Origin of the sequence: Novosphingobium sp. P6W (assembly GCF_000876675.2) — a bacterium.
Classification (GTDB): domain Bacteria; phylum Pseudomonadota; class Alphaproteobacteria; order Sphingomonadales; family Sphingomonadaceae; genus Novosphingobium.
The window spans coordinates 482,714-499,826 of sequence record NZ_CP030352.1 but is presented as its reverse complement, the minus strand read 5'-3'; the positions used below and the strand labels follow the sequence as shown (position 1 = coordinate 499,826).

The window sequence follows — 17,113 nt, the reverse complement described above, 5'->3', positions numbered from 1 at the left end:
AGCTGCCGTGCCAGCGTGGACCGTACTCACCGGAGTTTTGGGCACGGGCGAAAGGAAACGGTCGAAACGGAGGCCTTGGCTGAAGCCGACTCGCCCTAACCCGGCGAGTCTCGCATTTCGCAGGCGTTCCCGAAGTGTCGCGTCTCGCCTCGTATCGTACCAAACCTTGCGACCACCGATTCGCAGCCGCTTCGAAAATGAACGTGATTCGGCAAGGGAAGAACGCAGCCAAGCCATATTTTTCCCCGATTTGCGTGGGTTCGACACTTCAGGAACGCTAGCCGCACCTTGCATCGATCCATCCGGAACACTTCGTCGATCCTACGGGAACGACAGCTTCGAACCTTCAGGAACGGGTCGCCGACACTTCGGGAACGGGCGACCGGCGCGACTCGTGATCAGAGCCAGAGTCGCGGGGCTAAGTCGGCAGCCTAACCTTGTAACAGAGTCGATTAAAGACCTCTAACGTCCGGAAGCTTCTGGCATTTTGAAAAAGCTGAAAATAGCCAGGCGAACGGTTGGCAGGTCGGCTCCCGCCCGATAGGCACAAGCCACGGCACGACCATTTTGCCTCTCGCGCGCCGAGCGGCACCAGTTATTCTATTAAGACATTGCTTGCTTCCGTGCGGTCGCTTCTAAACAAGGTGGGAATCGGGGGGATCGATGTTCGCTAAGTTTTGCTGTGCCGTTATTGTATTGTTGGCCGCGTCGAGCGATGCCCATTGTGCGGAGCAAGCCTCCTCGCCGGTACCGCCTTCCGTGATGGCCCTCGAAGGCTGCTGGGAAGGCAGCGGGCACGTGACGGGCAAACCGGTCGCATTAGCCGTGAACGCCTACCGCATCGTGCAGGATGCTATGCTGGCCATCGAGGCTGTGAGCAGCGCAATCGCCGATCCCAAGGATCAATATGCGGCCCACCTGGTCTTCGGAGGAACTGGCAAGCAGTCCGAGCCAGAAGCCGATCAGATTATCGGATATTGGGCGGATAGTTTCGGCGGCGCTTTCGCGGCGCCGGGGCGCGGCATCGGCGCCGCGGATGGATTTGAGATCACCTACCAGTATCCCGACGATGCCTTTGTAAACCGGTGGCGCGTCTCGGGAGATCGCCTGACATGGCAAATCGCAGCTCGAGACCGAAAAGGCGTTGAAAAACCATTCGCAAGCTACGTCCTTCGCAGAGCAAAGTGCGGATCATGAGCTGGCTATCCCGCACAGCCAATACCCCCTATTCGGTGCCTAGCGCTTCCCTCCGCACCAGACAAAGACTGCCTGACAACCGGGTAACAAAGACACTTGGCCAGCGCGTCGGATCGATCTTGCCAGAACATCGATCTACTCTGCATCGCCGAACGTGGGCCCCGACGGGCGCTTTTTCGTAAATCCTCGCAACCGGCCAAATCGGCGCCCGTCCAATCACTCTTTCTTGATAGCCAGTCCTTTTACGAGCGATAAAGTGCTATTGATCTGCGCCAGGCCAGCACGCAGAAAACGCTGCCCGGCACGCCCCGTTAGAGTGCCGACGCGCCTGCAGCGTACCTGCGAAAATGTCTCGGCACCTTCTTCACCCGGCGTATTGACGGACGCGGCGCCAGCAGCGACACACAACCAGGTGTCGACGATCCTCAAATTCGCACTTGGGCTGTCACTCCTGCTGGCCGGGTGCAACACCGAGCCAGCTGCCGAACGGACGGGCGCTGCGTCGACCATGGCCGCAATACCCCTGACGGGCAGGGTTACGGACGCCGCAAACATCATTCCTCCGGGAGCGGAGGACGCGATCACTGCGAGGCTTGCGGCGCTCGAGCGTTCGACCAAGCACCAGATGGTCGTCGCAACGACACCCTCTCTGGGCGGCGAGGACATTTCGACATTCACGACCAGGCTTGCCAACGCGTGGGGTGTCGGCCGCAAGGACCATAACGACGGCGTTGTACTGATGATCGCGCCGAACGAACGCAAGGTGCGTATCCCCGTGGGCTATGGTCTGGAAAAGAGCCTTCCCGACGATGTTTGCCTAGAGATCATCCAGAACGACATCTTGCCGCACTTCAAGGCCGGTGACCTGCCCGGCGGAGCGCAAGCGGGCGTCGCTTCGCTCGCGCGGCACCTGATGGCAGCGATGTGACGGCAAAGGCAGGATGGCGCGATCATTCGATGATCTGACCGCTGCCGCCGTCAGCACGAGATGGAACCGTAAGGCCGGACGGCATGGCCTTCCTCGATCTGCTGGCATGACAAATCGGCGCCGCCAGACGTGCAACGTGCGATGATGCGGCCGTAAGTATCCAGAACGAACAGCGCCGCGCCGACCGGAATCGACGCTCAGCCCAGCAGCCATGCCTTGAGCCATGCGCCCGTCGGTGCCGTCGCCCGCTCGTCATGGTGGAGCGCCAGTCATTCCTCCTGCTTCGCCTTGGATCCCATGGTGAGGTGCCGCAGCGACACCGCATCGATGCCGCCCGACCGGTAGAGATTGCGCAGGCGCGGGATAAGGTCGCCCAGCGCAAGGGTACGTTTCACCTGCAGCGCCGTCAGCTCGAAGGTCAGGGCAATCCCATCCACATCGCTCCCTTCGCGCACCAACCGCGTGAACGTCTCGCGGCGAGTCATCTCGTCGGGATCGAGCCGGGCGATGTTCTCGATGAGCGAGGCTTCCAGCGCCGCTGCATCCTCACCGGGCTCGATCACCGCGCAGGGGAGGTCCTCGATGCCGCCGCCTTCTTCGACCACCGCCAGCGCGGCATGGAACCTGCGCTTGCCTGCCAGAATCTCGTAGGCCGGACCATCTTCGCCAGCGGCCGATCCGGCCTCGAACGTCTCTCCGCCGGACCCAACTATCTCGCGAACGATGAGCGGCACCAGCACGCCCCGCGCCCGGACCGAGGGCAGGATGTTGGCAATGTCGCAGGTCTTCTTGGTCCCCCGCATGTTGAGGCTGGAAACCGACAGACGGGTGATGTCGATGTGCTTGAGTTCCATTTTCCTTCACTCCTTCTTCCATCGCGCGCATTGACCGGCCGGAGGGCGGGGTGGGCGAGAGGAGCGATCCGGCAGGCCCGCCGAATGAGGCGGGGCGCACCTGAACCAGGGTCCCCATTGCATTCGCAATGGGGTGGGAAGGCCGCAATGAAATCGAGGACCTGGGTGCAGCCCAGGTTGCGCGCCGCCGCGGCGGGCCTAAAGGTGAGTGACGCTCACACCGCCTGACCAGCAGGTCAAACAGCAACGCCAGTGCAGCCTGCCGCGCTGTCCGCATCCGGATCGCGCAGCGGGCCGGCCATGCCAGCGATCGTCACCCGCCTGGAGCGAGACGCCGAAGGTGGCTCGGTCGGAGCGAAGCGGAGATAGAGCGCGGCCGCGCCGAAGGCGCGGGGCAGCATTCTAATGTGAGTGCTTGGAAACCTCCCCACGCCGCGTAAAGAGCGCCATGCGCAGGCGCCATCAAACTGACAACCTGATCAAATTTGACCACCACCGTCGCAGGTCACGGTCCAGAACGACCAAAGTAATTGCCGCATGGTTCGGCGCAGCTGCGCTGGTGGGAGCTGGTGCCGGTGCGGCATCACTAGTTTGGCCGGAAAATCCACCGGCCCGTGCCGGCCACCCGCTTACCGGCTGCCGCGTGGTGGACGGTGATACGCTCAATTGTGCCGGCGAACGCATTCGCTTGCTGGGCATCGATGCTCCCGAACTTGCCGGCCATTGCCGAAAGGGAAGGCAGTGCGCACCGGGCGATCCGGAAGCATCGACGGATAGCCTACGAGATGCACTGCATGGCCGCCTCACGATCGAGCGGGTTGGAACCGACCGGTACGGTCGAACCCTGGCACTCGTAGCCAGCGAAACAGGAGACCTGTCCTGCTGGCAACTGGGCAAAGGGGCCGCGATCTACAAGAAGCGGTGGGACGATGGGCAGCGCGTCGCCAGAGTTTGCCCGCAATCTACCAGATGACGAACTGCCCTTCGCCAGGATCGAAATTCCCAAAAAGCGCCAATGTCGCGCAAACCAGATCAAAGGCAACGATCAACGCAAAGTCCGCCCTTTCAGGACTGGCACTTCTGCGGCTGCAACGCTGTCCTGCCCGGCTATCGCCACGCGCTTGAGAGGGGTCGCACCGATTGGGAGCGATTTCTCGATCGCCAACTGCCCGCCCAGAGCGGCCAGCTTGGCCTGGAGCACGGACACATCACCGCACCATATCGTCTCGGCATCCCGGTCGCGGGACGTCGGCGGTCCCTGGCCAGCACTTTCGAAAGCGACCGGGCGCATCTGCATCCGTTCGGCAGCCACGGCAACCTCAACGCCATAGTCAGGCCTCGCCATGCTGCGCACGACCAGCCGGCCTTCCTCCGCAAGCGACGTCGACATACCCTGGGAGACTTCATAGCCCAGGCCCGCAAGCCCTTCGAGCACAGCGGCCCGGCGTGCATCTGCCGCCCTTTTTGCACGATGCTGCTCAAGCAGCGATCGCGACCGATCAATCGACTCTTGCAGGTCATCTTGCCTGCCTGCAGTAAATTCGAGATAGGGTACTTCAGAATTCTCCACGCCGGCCTCTGCCAATTCGGCACAGACCATACGGTACTCCGCGACCAGTTTGGTCCATGTCCGCGCTTGAGACAGCACGCGGCCGGTTTCGATGTCGAGCCCGTCGAGAACCAGGTTGCGGCGGGCAACAGGCGCTGAACCCGCCTCTAACAAACGGCTGCGCCAAACTGCTATGTCCGAAGGATCAAGCAGGACGCAGAGCTCATCGATTCGCGCCTGTAGCTTCTCGATCGCAGGGTCCTCGTCCTGAATTGGCTCCTGCCCGGCCAGCCAGTCGGAAAAGGTGCGTTTGCGCTCCCCCTCCCCCAGCTGCACGGCAAGCGCATTCGAGGCCGTTGCCTGGGACTGCGCATCGGCAAGAAGCGAGAACGCTTTGCCCACCGCACCGGGTTCGCATCGCTTCAGCTGCAGCTCAAGTGCGGGATCGAGCGTGATTCCAGCGGAGTGCAGTCGATTGAGCAAGGTTTCGGACGCTTGCTTCTCCCGCTTCTCGCGCGTTCGCGCCAAGGCTTGCCTAGCGACCACTTCGGCGAGCCGTGTCTGCATATTCTGCTGGAGATATGCGATTTCGTCCGGAGCCTGTTTCTGCAGATTTTGGAAGCGATCCGCTGCAATCAGCGCGGCCAGCGCATCGCGTCGCCGGGTTGCAGCCGCGATGGCGTCCTCATCGAGGCATTCGTTACGCCGACCGACCCTGATCCATTCCTCCAGAGCCGCATCCACTCTGGCAAGGTGGCCCCTGCACAATTCGATGATCTCTTCGCGCGTAACGATGCGCACGACCTTGGGACCACTCACGACGCTTCTCCCAGGGCTTGGCGAACAGCGGTACGCAGCCTTTCGCGTTCGATGTGCGGTTCATGAAACCAACGGTGGGTCGAGACGCGATGGATGACGGGGATCGATCGACGCAAGACACCAGGCCGCCACATTTCGCGAGCGCGAGCGGAGGCCAGCAAGGGGTGGCGCGGCGCGTCGCATTCAATCCCGATGCCATACAGACCGGTACGAGGATCCTCGATCGCGAAATCCAAACCGAACGCGCCATCGTCACGCACTTCCATCGGATTCCATCCCATCGCCCGAATCTCCTCCGCCACGGCCAGTTCGAGACCATCGTCGGTCTCCAGCGACCGGCCCAAATTGGAGCGGGTATCGGTGTTTAGCCGGGATAGCACGGCAGCGGCCCCGTCCAGGTCGCCTTCGGAGATCGTGCGGGCATATTCGAAGTAGGCCTGCAGATAATCGCGTGGGCTCGATGCCTGCCGCCGGGTGGTCAGAAAATCGGAAATGAGCGGTATCGGCATGGAAGTGACAAGCAGCACTTTCTTGCGTGCACGCGTGATGGCGACATTCAGTCGTCGCTCGCCTCCCGATTGCCCCAGCACACCAAAGGATCGCCGGAACGTGCCTTGCGGGTTGCGGCCAAACGTCGATGAGAAGATAATGACATCGCGCTCGTCACCCTGGACGTTTTCGACGTTCTTGACGAAGAAGCCCATGTCCTCGCCTGCATCGACGCGATCGCGCTCGCGTGTCAGCGCAATCCTGAACGACGGTTCGCGCTCGGCACACTGCTCCAGAACCTCCTCGATGAGATCGGCCTGTTTGCGGTTGAACGTCACCACACCGACAGTGGGAGGCGTCGGGTTCTTCGCCCAAAGATCGCGCAGTATACCAACGACCCGCTCGGCCTCTTGCGGGTTTGTCTGGTCAACATAAGTGCCATCGACACGAATGAGTTGGACGGGCTTGCGCCTCTTGATCTCTTCAGCCGGGTGACGCGCCGGAACACTCAACCTGCCCCCGTAGAACGCTGCGTTCGAGAACTGGATCAACTCGCGATAGACGGACCGATAGTGGATCTGGAGCGTGGTTGGCGGTAGAACAGTCTTGGCCAGCTGCAGAAGGTCCGGGCAATCCTTGATCTCTCGACGGTTCCAGGTCTCCTCGGCGGTATCGCGTTCCTCTTCATCGAGGTTTTCGTCCGCTGACTGACCTTCGAAAATCTCGGCTTCGTCGTTCTCGACCCGCGAGGAGAAGAAATTGGTCGGCGGCATCTGCTTCTCATCGCCACTGACGATCATGGCTCCGCTTCGATACAAGGTCGGCAGGGCATATTCGATCGGCATCTGCGAAGCCTCGTCGAAGATCACCGTGTCGAACAGACCCTTGCGCAAGGGCATTAGACGGCTGGCGACGTCAGGATTGACGAGCCAGACCGGCCGCAGCTTCATCAGCCCAAGATCAGCGCCTCGCTCGACGAACTCGCGAAGACGGCGGGATCGAACGCCGCGAAGGCGAGTGATGTCTTCCCATTCACGCAGTGGGGAGAGATCACGTGCATTAAGCCCTTCCACGAGGCTGCGACGATTGAGCAGTCGCATATCGCGGTCAGCGGTCGTCAACGAGATTGCCTTCGCCTCAAGCTCGCGGGCTTCCAGCAGCAAGGTCGCGTCAGCCTTCTCCATCCGGAACTTCCACGCCCGGTGGGCTTCGACCGCGAGGATGCGACGCACGACCGTCTCCAGATCGGCCGCTGGCAGTGCCTCCAGGCCAACGCGAACGCGGGCCAGCTCAGCAAATACTGCCATGGCCTCATCTCCGAGGTGCGGAACCCTGGGCCTGAAACGCTGATAGGCATCCAGCTGCGGCATTGCCTCGACCAATGGAGCACTGATGCGAGCGGTCGAACCATTGCGATCGATCTGACCCCTGCAGGGACTCGACCAGTCGTCCTCCATCCAAGGGTGAAGGCGCTTCAGCGCCGAGCGGCTTGCTTCACGAGCAGCGTGACGTGCAAGCCCCTGGTCGATGCCTTCCATCATGTCGGCAACGGCTTGTCGGGATGCAGCACGAACCATTGCACGCGCAGTTTGCTCTTCCGGATATGCCCCCATATGCCGGACCAGTTCGCCGGTTGCGTCAAGATACCCCCCCAGCTGGCGAGCAGCGCTGAGGAGATCGGGTATGCGAAGGGGCGGCAGGTGACCTGCCGGTTCTCCCAGCTCAGTGGCCGCTTCAAAGAGCCTCGAGCGAACGGGTCGCAAAAGAGCTTCCCGATGCAAGGCAGCGCGGAAGGCGCCGGTGTCGTCCAGCTGCTCCTGCTGCATGAACTTGCGGCGATGACGCTGTGCCATCCAGCGAGAAAACGACATTGTCTCCCAGAAGCTTGCGCGGCCGGCCAGGCGGTCGGAATTGGCGATCCACCGCGTCAGGTCTTCGTCATCCAGGCCCCGGGCAACTTCAATGGCATCATTGGCGGCTTCGTCCGCAGGCAGGCCAAGGAGCAACCGCTCGATTTCGGCAATCTCACGCTGGACCGGGGCTGTCTCGGTTCCCCCGGAAAAGATATCCATCCATCTCGCCAGGCGCGCGCGTTGCGTATCGTCCAATGCCATGAACGCCGGACCATGCAGGTGGGACCACGAACGATAAGGCTCCGGGTCCTCGATCATCAAAGCGTCGGGCGTGCGTTCGACCACCGCATCGCGTTCCAGTTCGACGCGCACGAAATCGAGAAGGTCAGCGGCGAACGCCTGTGCGCTGCCGTCGTCAATCCCGAACTCTCGTGTCTGCGCCAAGGCGCTGCCCTCGAAATGCGCAGGCAGCCACAGTCGTGCCAATGGGCCACAGGCTTCCTGCAACACTGCCAACCTGCCGGGATCCATCCCTGCCATCAGCGGCGTCAGCGAAGGAACGCGAATGGTATCCCCCTCGCCGGCGAGCCGGATCAGCCCACCGAGGACGAGCCGGTAAGACAGGCCCGTCGCCTCATCGACCGCGTGCAGCGCTCGATGATGACCATCGAGGTCCTTTTCCAGGGCCTCAATACGGCCGGCTGTTTGCTCGCGTTGCTGCTGCCAGCCAGTGGCTCCGTCAGGCCTCTGGAATAGTGCCTCCAGTTGCTCACGGATGGCGCGAATTACCGGCTCGCGATCCTTATTCACATCGTTGACAATGACGACGCGCTCGCCAAGGCCGGCTGCATCCAGCCGCTTATGAACGACTTCCAGAGCGGCCTGCTTCTGGCAGACCACCAGCAAGCTACGGCCAGTCCCGATCGCATCAGCGACCATGTTGACGATTGTCTGGCTCTTGCCGGTACCCGGCGGCCCTTCGACGAGAAGTCCGCGTCCGGCGCGCGCCTCAAGCACGGCAGCCTCCTGCGATGGATCGCTGGCGGCGGTGAAATAGCGTTCACGCTCGGGCGCTACGACTGGCTCTGAGCGTTCAACCTTCTCCCCAACCCGGAAGGCGGTTTCCAGGCTGGTGCCCACTGGCGGCAGACCTTTCAATTGCCGCAAGTCTTCCATGACGGCCTGGCCAAGGAACGCGAGGTGGAACAGAGCAGCGGCGCAAACCACGCGATCCTCACCCACGCGCACGCGTAACCCTGGCGAGGGAAGCGCAGCCAGCTTATGCCCGGCGACGGATGCGAGTTCGGCAAAGGCGTCGAGTACCTCGGCGGTGGTTACGGACGACCTACCCAGAATCTCTTTCGCGGCTTCCTGCCAACGCCGGGCGGTATCGACACCAAGCAGGGTCTCGAATGCCGGGTTGAGCCTGACCTCCTCGCGGTCGCGGTCGAAGGCCAGGGTAACCCGGCCGCGCGAGCCGACTTCGGGTTTCAGGCGCACGGGCCACAAGAGAACCGGCGCGATCCTGGGGCGCGTGGTGGCGCGGGCGTCCTGCATGACGAGGAAAGGAAAACCGAGATAGAGCCCATCGATCCCCGTGTCCCGCCGATACAGCGTCGCGTGCGAATGCAGCGTTCGGACACGCCTTTCCACTTGAGGATTGCCCATCAAAGCGGCGGGATCAATTTCGATGGATTGGTCATTGCGCAGCAGGATGTGATCGAGCAGCGACGCTGCGCGCGTCCGCTCGGTATCGAGTTCCGCAAGGTCTATCCTTGCCGTCGTCTTGCCTATGATCATGCGGGTCAATGGCCCACGCATAATGGAGCCGGTTATCCGTCGCGCGTAGAAATCGAGCAAGGTTGCGATGTAGGCTTGGTGGGGCGGCTGTCGCCATTCGTCTCTTGGCACGGCGAGCAAGACCAGCGCACGGGCCAAGGGAAGGCGACGTTCCAACCTGAACTGATCGCCCCACTCGTCGATGCGGTCACGGCCGGACCTTGCAAAACCCTCCAGCCGGGCCTCGATCTCGGCGTGAAGTTCGCGTCTCGGTCGAGCGGTCCACTCCAGGGCCTGTTCCGTATCGAAATCAGAAAGCCCAGCCTGTCCGGCAGCCAGCTTTGCTTCCATGACGATGGCATCGGCTGCGCAGAATTGAGAGACTGCGGCCGAGAGCAGGAGGATGAAGTCCTCTTCCTCGGTGATCCGACGCTCGACGATAGCCAGAAGGCCGGGATGATCCGTATCGGGCAAGACCCTGCGCCGCTCATCCCATACGGCAGATAGCCGTATTCGAGACGTCGACAATGCGGCGACACGCAAAAGTGTTTCGTCAAGTTCGACATCGAGCTGCTGTGCCCGCTCGCGCACCCGCGCTTCCCTGCGTTTTAGCCGCCCAAGCCAGACCTCGTCATCTTCGCGGTCGAGGCGATCCGGGACTGGCCCGGTGATAAGAGCATAGCCTTCCTCTGGGTGGTCGATCAGCCATCCAGGCGTGACGATCTCGCCTCTGACCACCAGGGGCATTGCCGGGTTCAGAGCCTTGAGGGCAAGGGCCAGCCGAATGTCCTGCGACACGCCGTCCAGAGCCGCGATGGTACGAACTTTCGCGCGCAATCCAGGATGCTGGCCGGCCTCCTCCATCCAGGTGACCAGTTCGCCGTGCAGAAGCAAGTCCCGAGCTTCCTCCCATTGAGGGACCTGGGCAGCAGCGAGCGCGAATCGCTCAGGCGTCGCGTACCGGGCACCGGCAAGGACGATGGACCTGCGGCTCTCGGTTTCCTCATTCGCGCGGTGCCGTGGGGGAGCGGCCGGCATGTCTCCATCAAGCCAGCGCCGAATTTCCTGCCACCCCCAGCGGTTGCGGCGGTCGACGCAGAGCAGGCCGCGGAAAAGCGCATCCAGGCCGGGCCCAAGGTCGGCGGGAATGGGGGCCCCGTTTGTCAGGACGTTGATAAGGAACGCCTGGTCATCGGCGCCACCGAAACATTCTCCCCCCGTGACCTGCTCGAGCAGGATCATGCCCAGGCTCCACCAGTCACTGGCGGCCGCGACACCCCCTGCGACAGCCTCTGGCGCAGTATATCGGGTGATCTCTAGCGGAGACACGACATCGAGATCGTATTCCGAAAGCCGCGCCGAACCGAAGTCTGTAAGCACGAGATCGAGCGGGTTCCTTGCCCGCACCATGATCGCTTCCGGCCTCAGATCACGATGGCGCAAACCGCATTCAGCCAACGCAGAAAGAGCCCCGCCAACTTCGACGAGTATGCTCGACAACGTATCGACATCGTCCTGCAGCAGACCAAGGTCGGCCAAGGTTCCTCCCCGCAGATATTCCGAGACCTCGAACGCGCGATCCTCATGGCGGCCCGTTTCGAAGATCTCAGGGACATGGTCGCGGTCAAGCGACCGCAAGACGTCGTGAACCCCAGGATCCGGTTCACTGCCGTCTGCATACAGGGTCAGAATCGCCTGGCGACCGTCTTCGTCCCGGACAGTCTCGAAGCGCTCGCGCACCTCGCTTGTAGTGCTGATCCGCCTAAGCAGCTGCCATCCGGCGATCCGGGGTGCATCGGTCTCGGTCAAAGACGCCTGGATGGGCGTGGGTAGGACGCTTGAAGGCGTAGCCTGTGGCGAAACCTCATCGACCGCATCTTCCCCACACACCTGGCACATCAGGTCCCCCGGATCCATGGCGTGGCCGTTCGCGCATTGGACCGGGTTGTCAGCGAGAATTGCGGGTGCGGCGGTAGTCGGCCGCCAGCCCTGTGGCCGTACTGGCAACGAGATGAGATCCCAGCCGCATTCAAGATTGTCGACCTCACCCTCGCAGACGATTTCATCGACGAGTCGTTCGGTGTGGCAGTTCGGGCAGAAGCGCATCATTGCCCAGCAATCCCCAATTGGTCTGAAGTCATAATCGAATGCCCCGATGCCGCCATCGCCCGGCGAAGCCTGGCTAGGTCTCCACGCGCGGGAACTCCTGCGAACCAAGCGTTTCCGTCAGCTTCGAACATCACATCGAGCTTCCTGTCGCTCGCATCGATGACGCGGTGGTATTCCGCAAATTCGGAGCCTCTCGGCGTCAGCACGGTCAAAATCTGATTGTCGCTTCCGCGTAGCGCCAGTGTCTGCGGCTCACTCGAGACGAATGGGCCGCTCATTACCGCGTCGACCAGGCCCGGGTGGGCTACGAGCCAGGATCCGATCTCACGAAGCTCCCGGCCGGTGAAAACCAGAATGGAACCGACAGATACCTCTCGCCAGGCAGCGAGCACATCTCGCAGGACTTCGGGCTGCTCGAACGGTTCGCCTCCTGAAATGGTAAGGCCGTCGGCTTCGGACGCCATCGCCCTGATCTCCCCCACTAGATCAGCCAGCGGCATTCTGCCGCTATCATGCTGCCAAGTATCCACCGAGATGCAGCCGGGGCATTGGATCGAGCACCCCTGAAACCACACGCCCACGCGGCGGCCAGGCCCCAGTGTCGTGACGGGGAAATGAATTCTCGAAATCGAAGCGAACATCAGGCCGCTCTCAAGACCAGCGATGTCACTGCCTCGGCGACGACATCGTCGATGACTACCGCCCCTTCGTCCTCCCGGTCGAACAGGCCCCGCGCCAAAGGATTGATGAGGTGCGCCTCGATCTTGTTGCGGATGCCTCGGCCCCCATTCGCGAGGTCGGCGGTGCACAAGATCCGCAACTTTTCGAGTGCCGGCGGTGCGATGGAGATCTGGCGGCCACCTGCGCTTGCATCTTCAACCACGCGATTGACCATGGAGGTGAAAATCCCGTCCGCCACTTCCGGCCGGATGAAATCGAAGACGATCACGTTTTCGCCGAAGCGATTGAGAATTTCCGGTCGGTTCAGGACAAGCTTGAAATGATTTTCGATCTCGCCCCTGACCCTTGAGCGTACTTCCTCGAATGGCTGGTCGGGCGTGACATTGGCCACTCGGCTGCCATCGGGGGCCGTCGAATATATACCCAGGTTCGATGTAAAAATGATGAGAGCTTCGGAGAAGTAGACCCTATCCCCGCGACCGGAAGTCAGGACGCCGTCGTCCAAAATTTGCAGGAATTTGTCGAGGATGCGCGGATGTGCTTTCTCGATCTCGTCGAACAGGACGACGCTGAAAGGCCGCTCTCGCACGGCGTTGGTCAGTTCGCCGCCGACATCATATCCAACGTAACCGGGCGGGGCGCCGATCAACCGCTGGTCCGCATGTTCGGCGCTGAATTCAGACATGTCGAAGCGGATGTAGGCGCTCTCGTCACCGAAGAGCAGTTCAGTGACAGTCTTGGCGAGTTCGGTCTTTCCGACGCCTGTCGGACCCGCAAGGAATGCCACGCCGCGAGGTCGTCCACCCCTCCCGCGCGTGCCGATGCCGGTCGCAGCTCGTTTGATGATATCGAGCATATGCACCGCAGCGTGATCCTGACCGATCACCCTGCGGCCGATTGCCGCCGCCCCATTGCTGATTTTCGCCCGTTCTAGCTTACGCCATGCGTCTTCGGTGACGCCCACTTTGTATCGCCTGACCGCCTCCGCGACCTCGGATACGACTACATTTTCCGCTCGTGAAAGCTGGACGACCGCATTGAGGTCAACCAGCAGCAATCCCTCGGTGGAATCGACAAGATCATCTTCAGCTTCACGCAGGACGTCTGCCGACGCTTCCTTCGCTCCGGGTATTCCGCGCACGAGCGAGGCCGCAACCAATTGCCTGGTCGCCCGGTCCGGCGGGGCTAACGAGATGTGGCGCAACTTGGGATTGTCAATCAGAAGCCAGTCCGGAAGATCTCCTTCCTTCTCTGCGATCCAGACGACCGAATTGAAGCGTGGCGCGCGGTCGGGGCCAACTGGACGCGGTCGAGCAGTTTGGCTCAGAACAAGCGCTCGAGTGAAAAGCTGGTGCTCCGACGCGGAAAGTGCGTCATTTCGAACAACGAGCCTTGACGCGAAATCCACGACCAGTGCGATCGGCGGACCGTCCATCGCAACGATGCGCTCCATCGTACTGGCCAAGAGGTCCGTTCCGGCAGGGGCCTTGCCGTTGACAGCGGTAAGGCCAATCGCTGCCAGAACTTCATCCGCATTGGATTCAGACCCATCGGGCCGAGGAAGAACGGTAAAACCCGCGAGCGGGTCATATCGTACGATATGCTCATACCCGGCTTCCGTAAGCGTCGAGCCGATGACATCGCTCAGCGGGACCGCCACGACGCGCGCACCAATCGCTCGGGTTTGCAAATCTCGAACGTTACCGGTCAGAACGAATTGACTCTTCAACGGTAAGAATCGCGCCAGGTCACGCACCCAACGTGCCCGGCTATCTTCACTCGTCACTCTACATATCCCCTTCGCGCCGACGCGCGTTGAGGTTAAGTCTATCTAGGTAAAGAATTAGGTCAACTTCATCACGCCGACGCGCTTTCCCGTAGATGTCGGCGAATGCCTCTCGAACCCTGATCGAATTACTGAAAAAAATGTGGCCGCGCACTCCGCGAACTCAAACGGTAAATGGTCCGAATTTCACAAGCGATGTGACACACCCAGCCGGAGGAAGCTTGGCAAAAAGCGGCCTCCTAATCCTTTTGGCACAGTCCGAGCCACCCGGGAATTCCGTTCGCAAGCGGACTAGTATTCTTCCTCATCAGTAAGGGCCTCCGGATATCCGCCTACCATCGACCATCCGGTCGGCGTCTTTTTGAACAATTGACCGAGACCCACGCCAAGCTGACGATCACCGGAGAGGAAGCATTGCTCGCATATGTTGCCCCACGGCCCTCCGCGATGGAGGGGGCCATCAATCATATAGTCCGCTTCGACAAAAACCTTGCCGCAACCGTCACATGCTTCGACATCGTCCTACCATTCACGTCCTCGCGACTTCGTTACGTCGTCTTCGAATTGTTCCATATCTATCGGCTCAATTTCCGGCATTTTATCCCCGTGAACTTGAGCCTTACCGCTGAAATGGGCGAACTTGTCCGGTTCAAGTCGAGCGCACTGACGGACATAGGATTCCATCTCAGCGGCGTGTGGAACGAGGAGACGATCCTGCAGAAACTGGAGCACCTGGGTCTGATGTTCGGAGCGATGCGCGCCGCTCCAAGCGGCATCGTGGCAGGCCTCGGCATCCCTGCGCGCCATCTCACAATCGCGATGCTGGTCTTTGCACGCTTGTGGGACTGGTACGTGCAATGGCGTGAGGTGCGCCGCGGGTTCTTCACCCGCTGGGAGGTCGACATGCTCCGTCTCGCATCGGCGCTGACCCGCAAACAGATCGGATGGCTGCGCTAAATGCTGGGCCTCGCGGCCAGGCTCACTCCGATCGAAGGGTTGATCAGCGAACAGGACATAGACACCGCGCAAGCCGACTGGGGCGCGGCTTGCGATCGACTCTATGCCCACGCGGCCGAGCGGGCCAAGGAAATCGAGCGAGTCGCCCGCGTCCATCGCGATCCCTTCGAGCCGATTCTTTGGGTCCTGCAGGCCGACAGCCCGGTGGGCTAATACCGTAAGATCGCCGACGAAATCCTGCGGCTTGCGCCCAATCCTGATCGGTATCCGCGCGCCGCCGCTGAGGCGGCGCGCTCCTTCCTGCTCATTCGGCTCGGCCTGCATCTTGGGCTCCGTCAGAAGAACCTGCGGCAGCTGATGATCTGCCCTCGCGGCCAGTTGCCACGCTCTGAACGACAACTGGAAACCCTGAAACGCGGTGAGATCCGCTGGAGCGAGCGCGACAACGGCTGGGAAGTCTTCATCCCGGCCATCGCGTTCAAGAACGCGGGATCATCGTTCTTCGATGGCCGTCCGTTCCGGCTGGTGCGGGCCACGACAGCCGAATGACTTTCGCCTGAGGATCGCGAGACCCACCCACGCTCCATTCGCTCAATATCGGCAACAGGAAGCAGTCCATCGGGACCGCCGGTATCGAAGAATGCCATATGATACTTACGCTTTCGAGTTGGATCGTGGTCCGAAGCGGCCGAACTCGACGAACGCGTCGGCATATCGGCTCAGCAGGCCCCGGGCCAACTGATAGGTTGCCCAGGCAGCCTCACTGCATACCGTTATCATTCACCAATATCAGCCCTGGAATTGGCCAGTCGTGGCAATCGCGCTGTCAATGCAGCTGAGATGCTTTCGTGCACCCCTGTCGCAAAGTCGTCGGGCATGACCGACAATGCCTTTTCCGGGGCATTGCCCGCAATATCCAGAAGCTCCGTGATGCTGTCGGACATCAGTTTCGCACTGAGGCCTGCAGCTTTGCCACTCTGCACAAAATGTCGCCCCATGATTTCCAACATCCGGTAATGGCGGCTCTTGCCGGCCGACATTGCGATGCGGAACTGATTTTGGGCGATCTGGCCCTTATCGAACGTTGGCTGGGCCGACAGGACGTCGTAGAATGGCGTCGATCGGAACCCGCCTCCCGGCTCGAGGAAAATGCTGAAATTCTTTGCGTGCCCGTCCGTCGCGCCCATGAGCCAGAACAGTATCTGACTCTTGAAGAAGGCGGCCTGGTCGCTTTGCGGATCATTGGTACCCCGGAGCAATTCGAGGATCTGCCGCATGCCTGGCCCACCATCGCTCTGGTATTTGCGCGTTGGTGGAATTCCGATCGCCTGACAGCAATCTTCCTGAGGGAGGCGCAGAATGCGGCTACCATCGCGCCAGCGCCGATCAAACCGCTCTACGACGAGGACGCGCCGTTGCCCGAATGTCATTATCTCGGTCGACGCCACTTTCAGCCCGAAGGCTTCCATCAGCTTCAGACAATAGTGCTCGTTGTCAACGCTGTCGGACATGTCGATCATGCCCTCGGACGTCGGAATCTGGCCGAGCTGCGGTTTGAGGATATGTGTGGTCGGAGTGGTGCCTAGCGGTCGACACCAGCGCCCATCCCTCAGCAGCAGCGCGGTCTTCTCCTGCGCGCCTGCCACCGATATCCGGAATTCCTGTTCACGGTCGACGCCCAGCGGAGCGCTGGCGAGGTCCGCCAGCATGGCCTCTATCTCCGCATCGCTGATGTCCTGGGCCTCAATTGGTCTAGCCGTATCCAGATCCGCTCCCTCGGGAATGAACTGCATCGCGCCGACGCAGTCGCGTCCAATTGCCTCCAGCAAGCTGTAATAGTCTGTACCTTGCGCCCCCATCCGCTCTGCAACACGCCTTCGCACGGCATCGCGATCCGGTAGGAGATTATCGAAGACGGCGGCGACCTCTGCGCCGCGGTATGCATCCAGGCGCAGCGGCAGGGACATCGATACCGCGAACCGGTGCTCCCATTGAAGCCATTCTGCTGCGTAATGAAAGGAGGTCGCACCATTGGCGGCCTTTTCAAGGCGCCCGACAAGACGCCCGTTGATCAGGACATCTAGAGGAGCATGGCTTTTCTTGCGCGCCATA

General features: G+C 61.3%; 12 protein-coding genes. 6 read left to right on the top strand and 6 right to left on the bottom strand.

The genetic code is table 11. The features are described 5' to 3' along the window. Nucleotides 1–663 precede the first annotated feature (663 nt). Both TQ38_RS02480 and TQ38_RS02475 read left to right on the top strand, forming a co-directional pair. Entirely contained in the window at nt 664–1,197 is a 534-nt protein-coding gene (locus TQ38_RS02480) for a hypothetical protein (protein WP_043973558.1), read from the top strand. Between the two features lie 316 nt (nt 1,198–1,513). Then, nucleotides 1,514–2,125 carry a YgcG family protein gene (locus TQ38_RS02475; protein ID WP_240197928.1) on the top strand — a complete coding sequence of 204 codons (612 nt, stop codon included), beginning with the start codon at nt 1,514–1,516 and terminating at the stop codon, nt 2,123–2,125. A 269-nt stretch (nt 2,126–2,394) separates the two neighbouring features. Here the strand turns inward: TQ38_RS02475 and TQ38_RS02470 are convergent, their stop codons facing one another. Further along, entirely contained in the window at nt 2,395–2,979 is a 585-nt protein-coding gene (locus tag TQ38_RS02470) for a ParB/RepB/Spo0J family partition protein (RefSeq protein WP_052505622.1), read from the bottom strand. 448 nt (nt 2,980–3,427) lie between these two features. On the opposite strand from TQ38_RS02470, the gene TQ38_RS31425 reads away from it, so the two are divergent. Then, nucleotides 3,428–3,952, top strand: coding sequence for a thermonuclease family protein (locus TQ38_RS31425; RefSeq protein ID WP_082057600.1), 525 nt, complete (start codon nt 3,428–3,430; stop codon nt 3,950–3,952). A 72-nt stretch (nt 3,953–4,024) separates the two neighbouring features. Here TQ38_RS31425 and TQ38_RS02460 read toward each other — a convergent pair whose 3' ends face one another. From TQ38_RS02460 to TQ38_RS02445, 4 genes are read right to left on the bottom strand one after another with little or no spacing between them, the layout of a single operon-like run. Further along, nucleotides 4,025–5,347, bottom strand: coding sequence for a hypothetical protein (locus tag TQ38_RS02460; RefSeq protein WP_043973560.1), 1,323 nt, complete (start codon nt 5,345–5,347; stop codon nt 4,025–4,027). Further along, entirely contained in the window at nt 5,344–11,577 is a 6,234-nt protein-coding gene (locus TQ38_RS02455) for an AAA domain-containing protein (RefSeq protein WP_043973561.1), read from the bottom strand. The genes TQ38_RS02460 and TQ38_RS02455 overlap by 4 nt, the downstream gene beginning before the upstream one ends. Next, the gene (locus TQ38_RS02450) at nt 11,574–12,218 is read right to left on the bottom strand and encodes a 4Fe-4S single cluster domain-containing protein (protein WP_043973562.1); all 645 of its coding nucleotides are present in this window, start codon (nt 12,216–12,218) and stop codon (nt 11,574–11,576) included. Before TQ38_RS02450 ends, TQ38_RS02455 begins: the two co-directional genes overlap by 4 nt. Next, the gene (locus TQ38_RS02445) at nt 12,218–14,044 is read right to left on the bottom strand and encodes an AAA family ATPase (RefSeq protein WP_043973564.1); all 1,827 of its coding nucleotides are present in this window, start codon (nt 14,042–14,044) and stop codon (nt 12,218–12,220) included. The genes TQ38_RS02450 and TQ38_RS02445 overlap by 1 nt, the downstream gene beginning before the upstream one ends. Nucleotides 14,045–14,413: 369 nt before the next feature. Between TQ38_RS02445 and TQ38_RS02440 the strand changes: the two genes are divergently transcribed. The 3 genes from TQ38_RS02440 (at nt 14,414) to TQ38_RS02430 (ending at nt 15,550) form a co-directional block, all read left to right on the top strand. Continuing rightward, a complete protein-coding gene (locus TQ38_RS02440; protein ID WP_052505624.1) occupies nt 14,414–15,001 on the top strand; it encodes a hypothetical protein in 588 nt (195 codons plus the stop codon). After that, nucleotides 15,002–15,214, top strand: a complete 213-nt coding sequence (locus tag TQ38_RS02435) for a hypothetical protein (RefSeq protein WP_052505625.1) — start codon at nt 15,002–15,004, stop codon at nt 15,212–15,214. A gap of 144 nt (nt 15,215–15,358) precedes the next feature. After that, complete coding sequence (locus tag TQ38_RS02430; RefSeq protein ID WP_052505626.1) at nt 15,359–15,550, top strand: hypothetical protein; 192 nt, start codon at nt 15,359–15,361, stop codon at nt 15,548–15,550. Between the two features lie 227 nt (nt 15,551–15,777). Here TQ38_RS02430 and TQ38_RS02425 read toward each other — a convergent pair whose 3' ends face one another. Then, complete coding sequence (locus TQ38_RS02425) at nt 15,778–17,112, bottom strand: type II toxin-antitoxin system HipA family toxin (RefSeq protein ID WP_043973565.1); 1,335 nt, start codon at nt 17,110–17,112, stop codon at nt 15,778–15,780. Nucleotide 17,113: the final 1 nt, after the last annotated feature.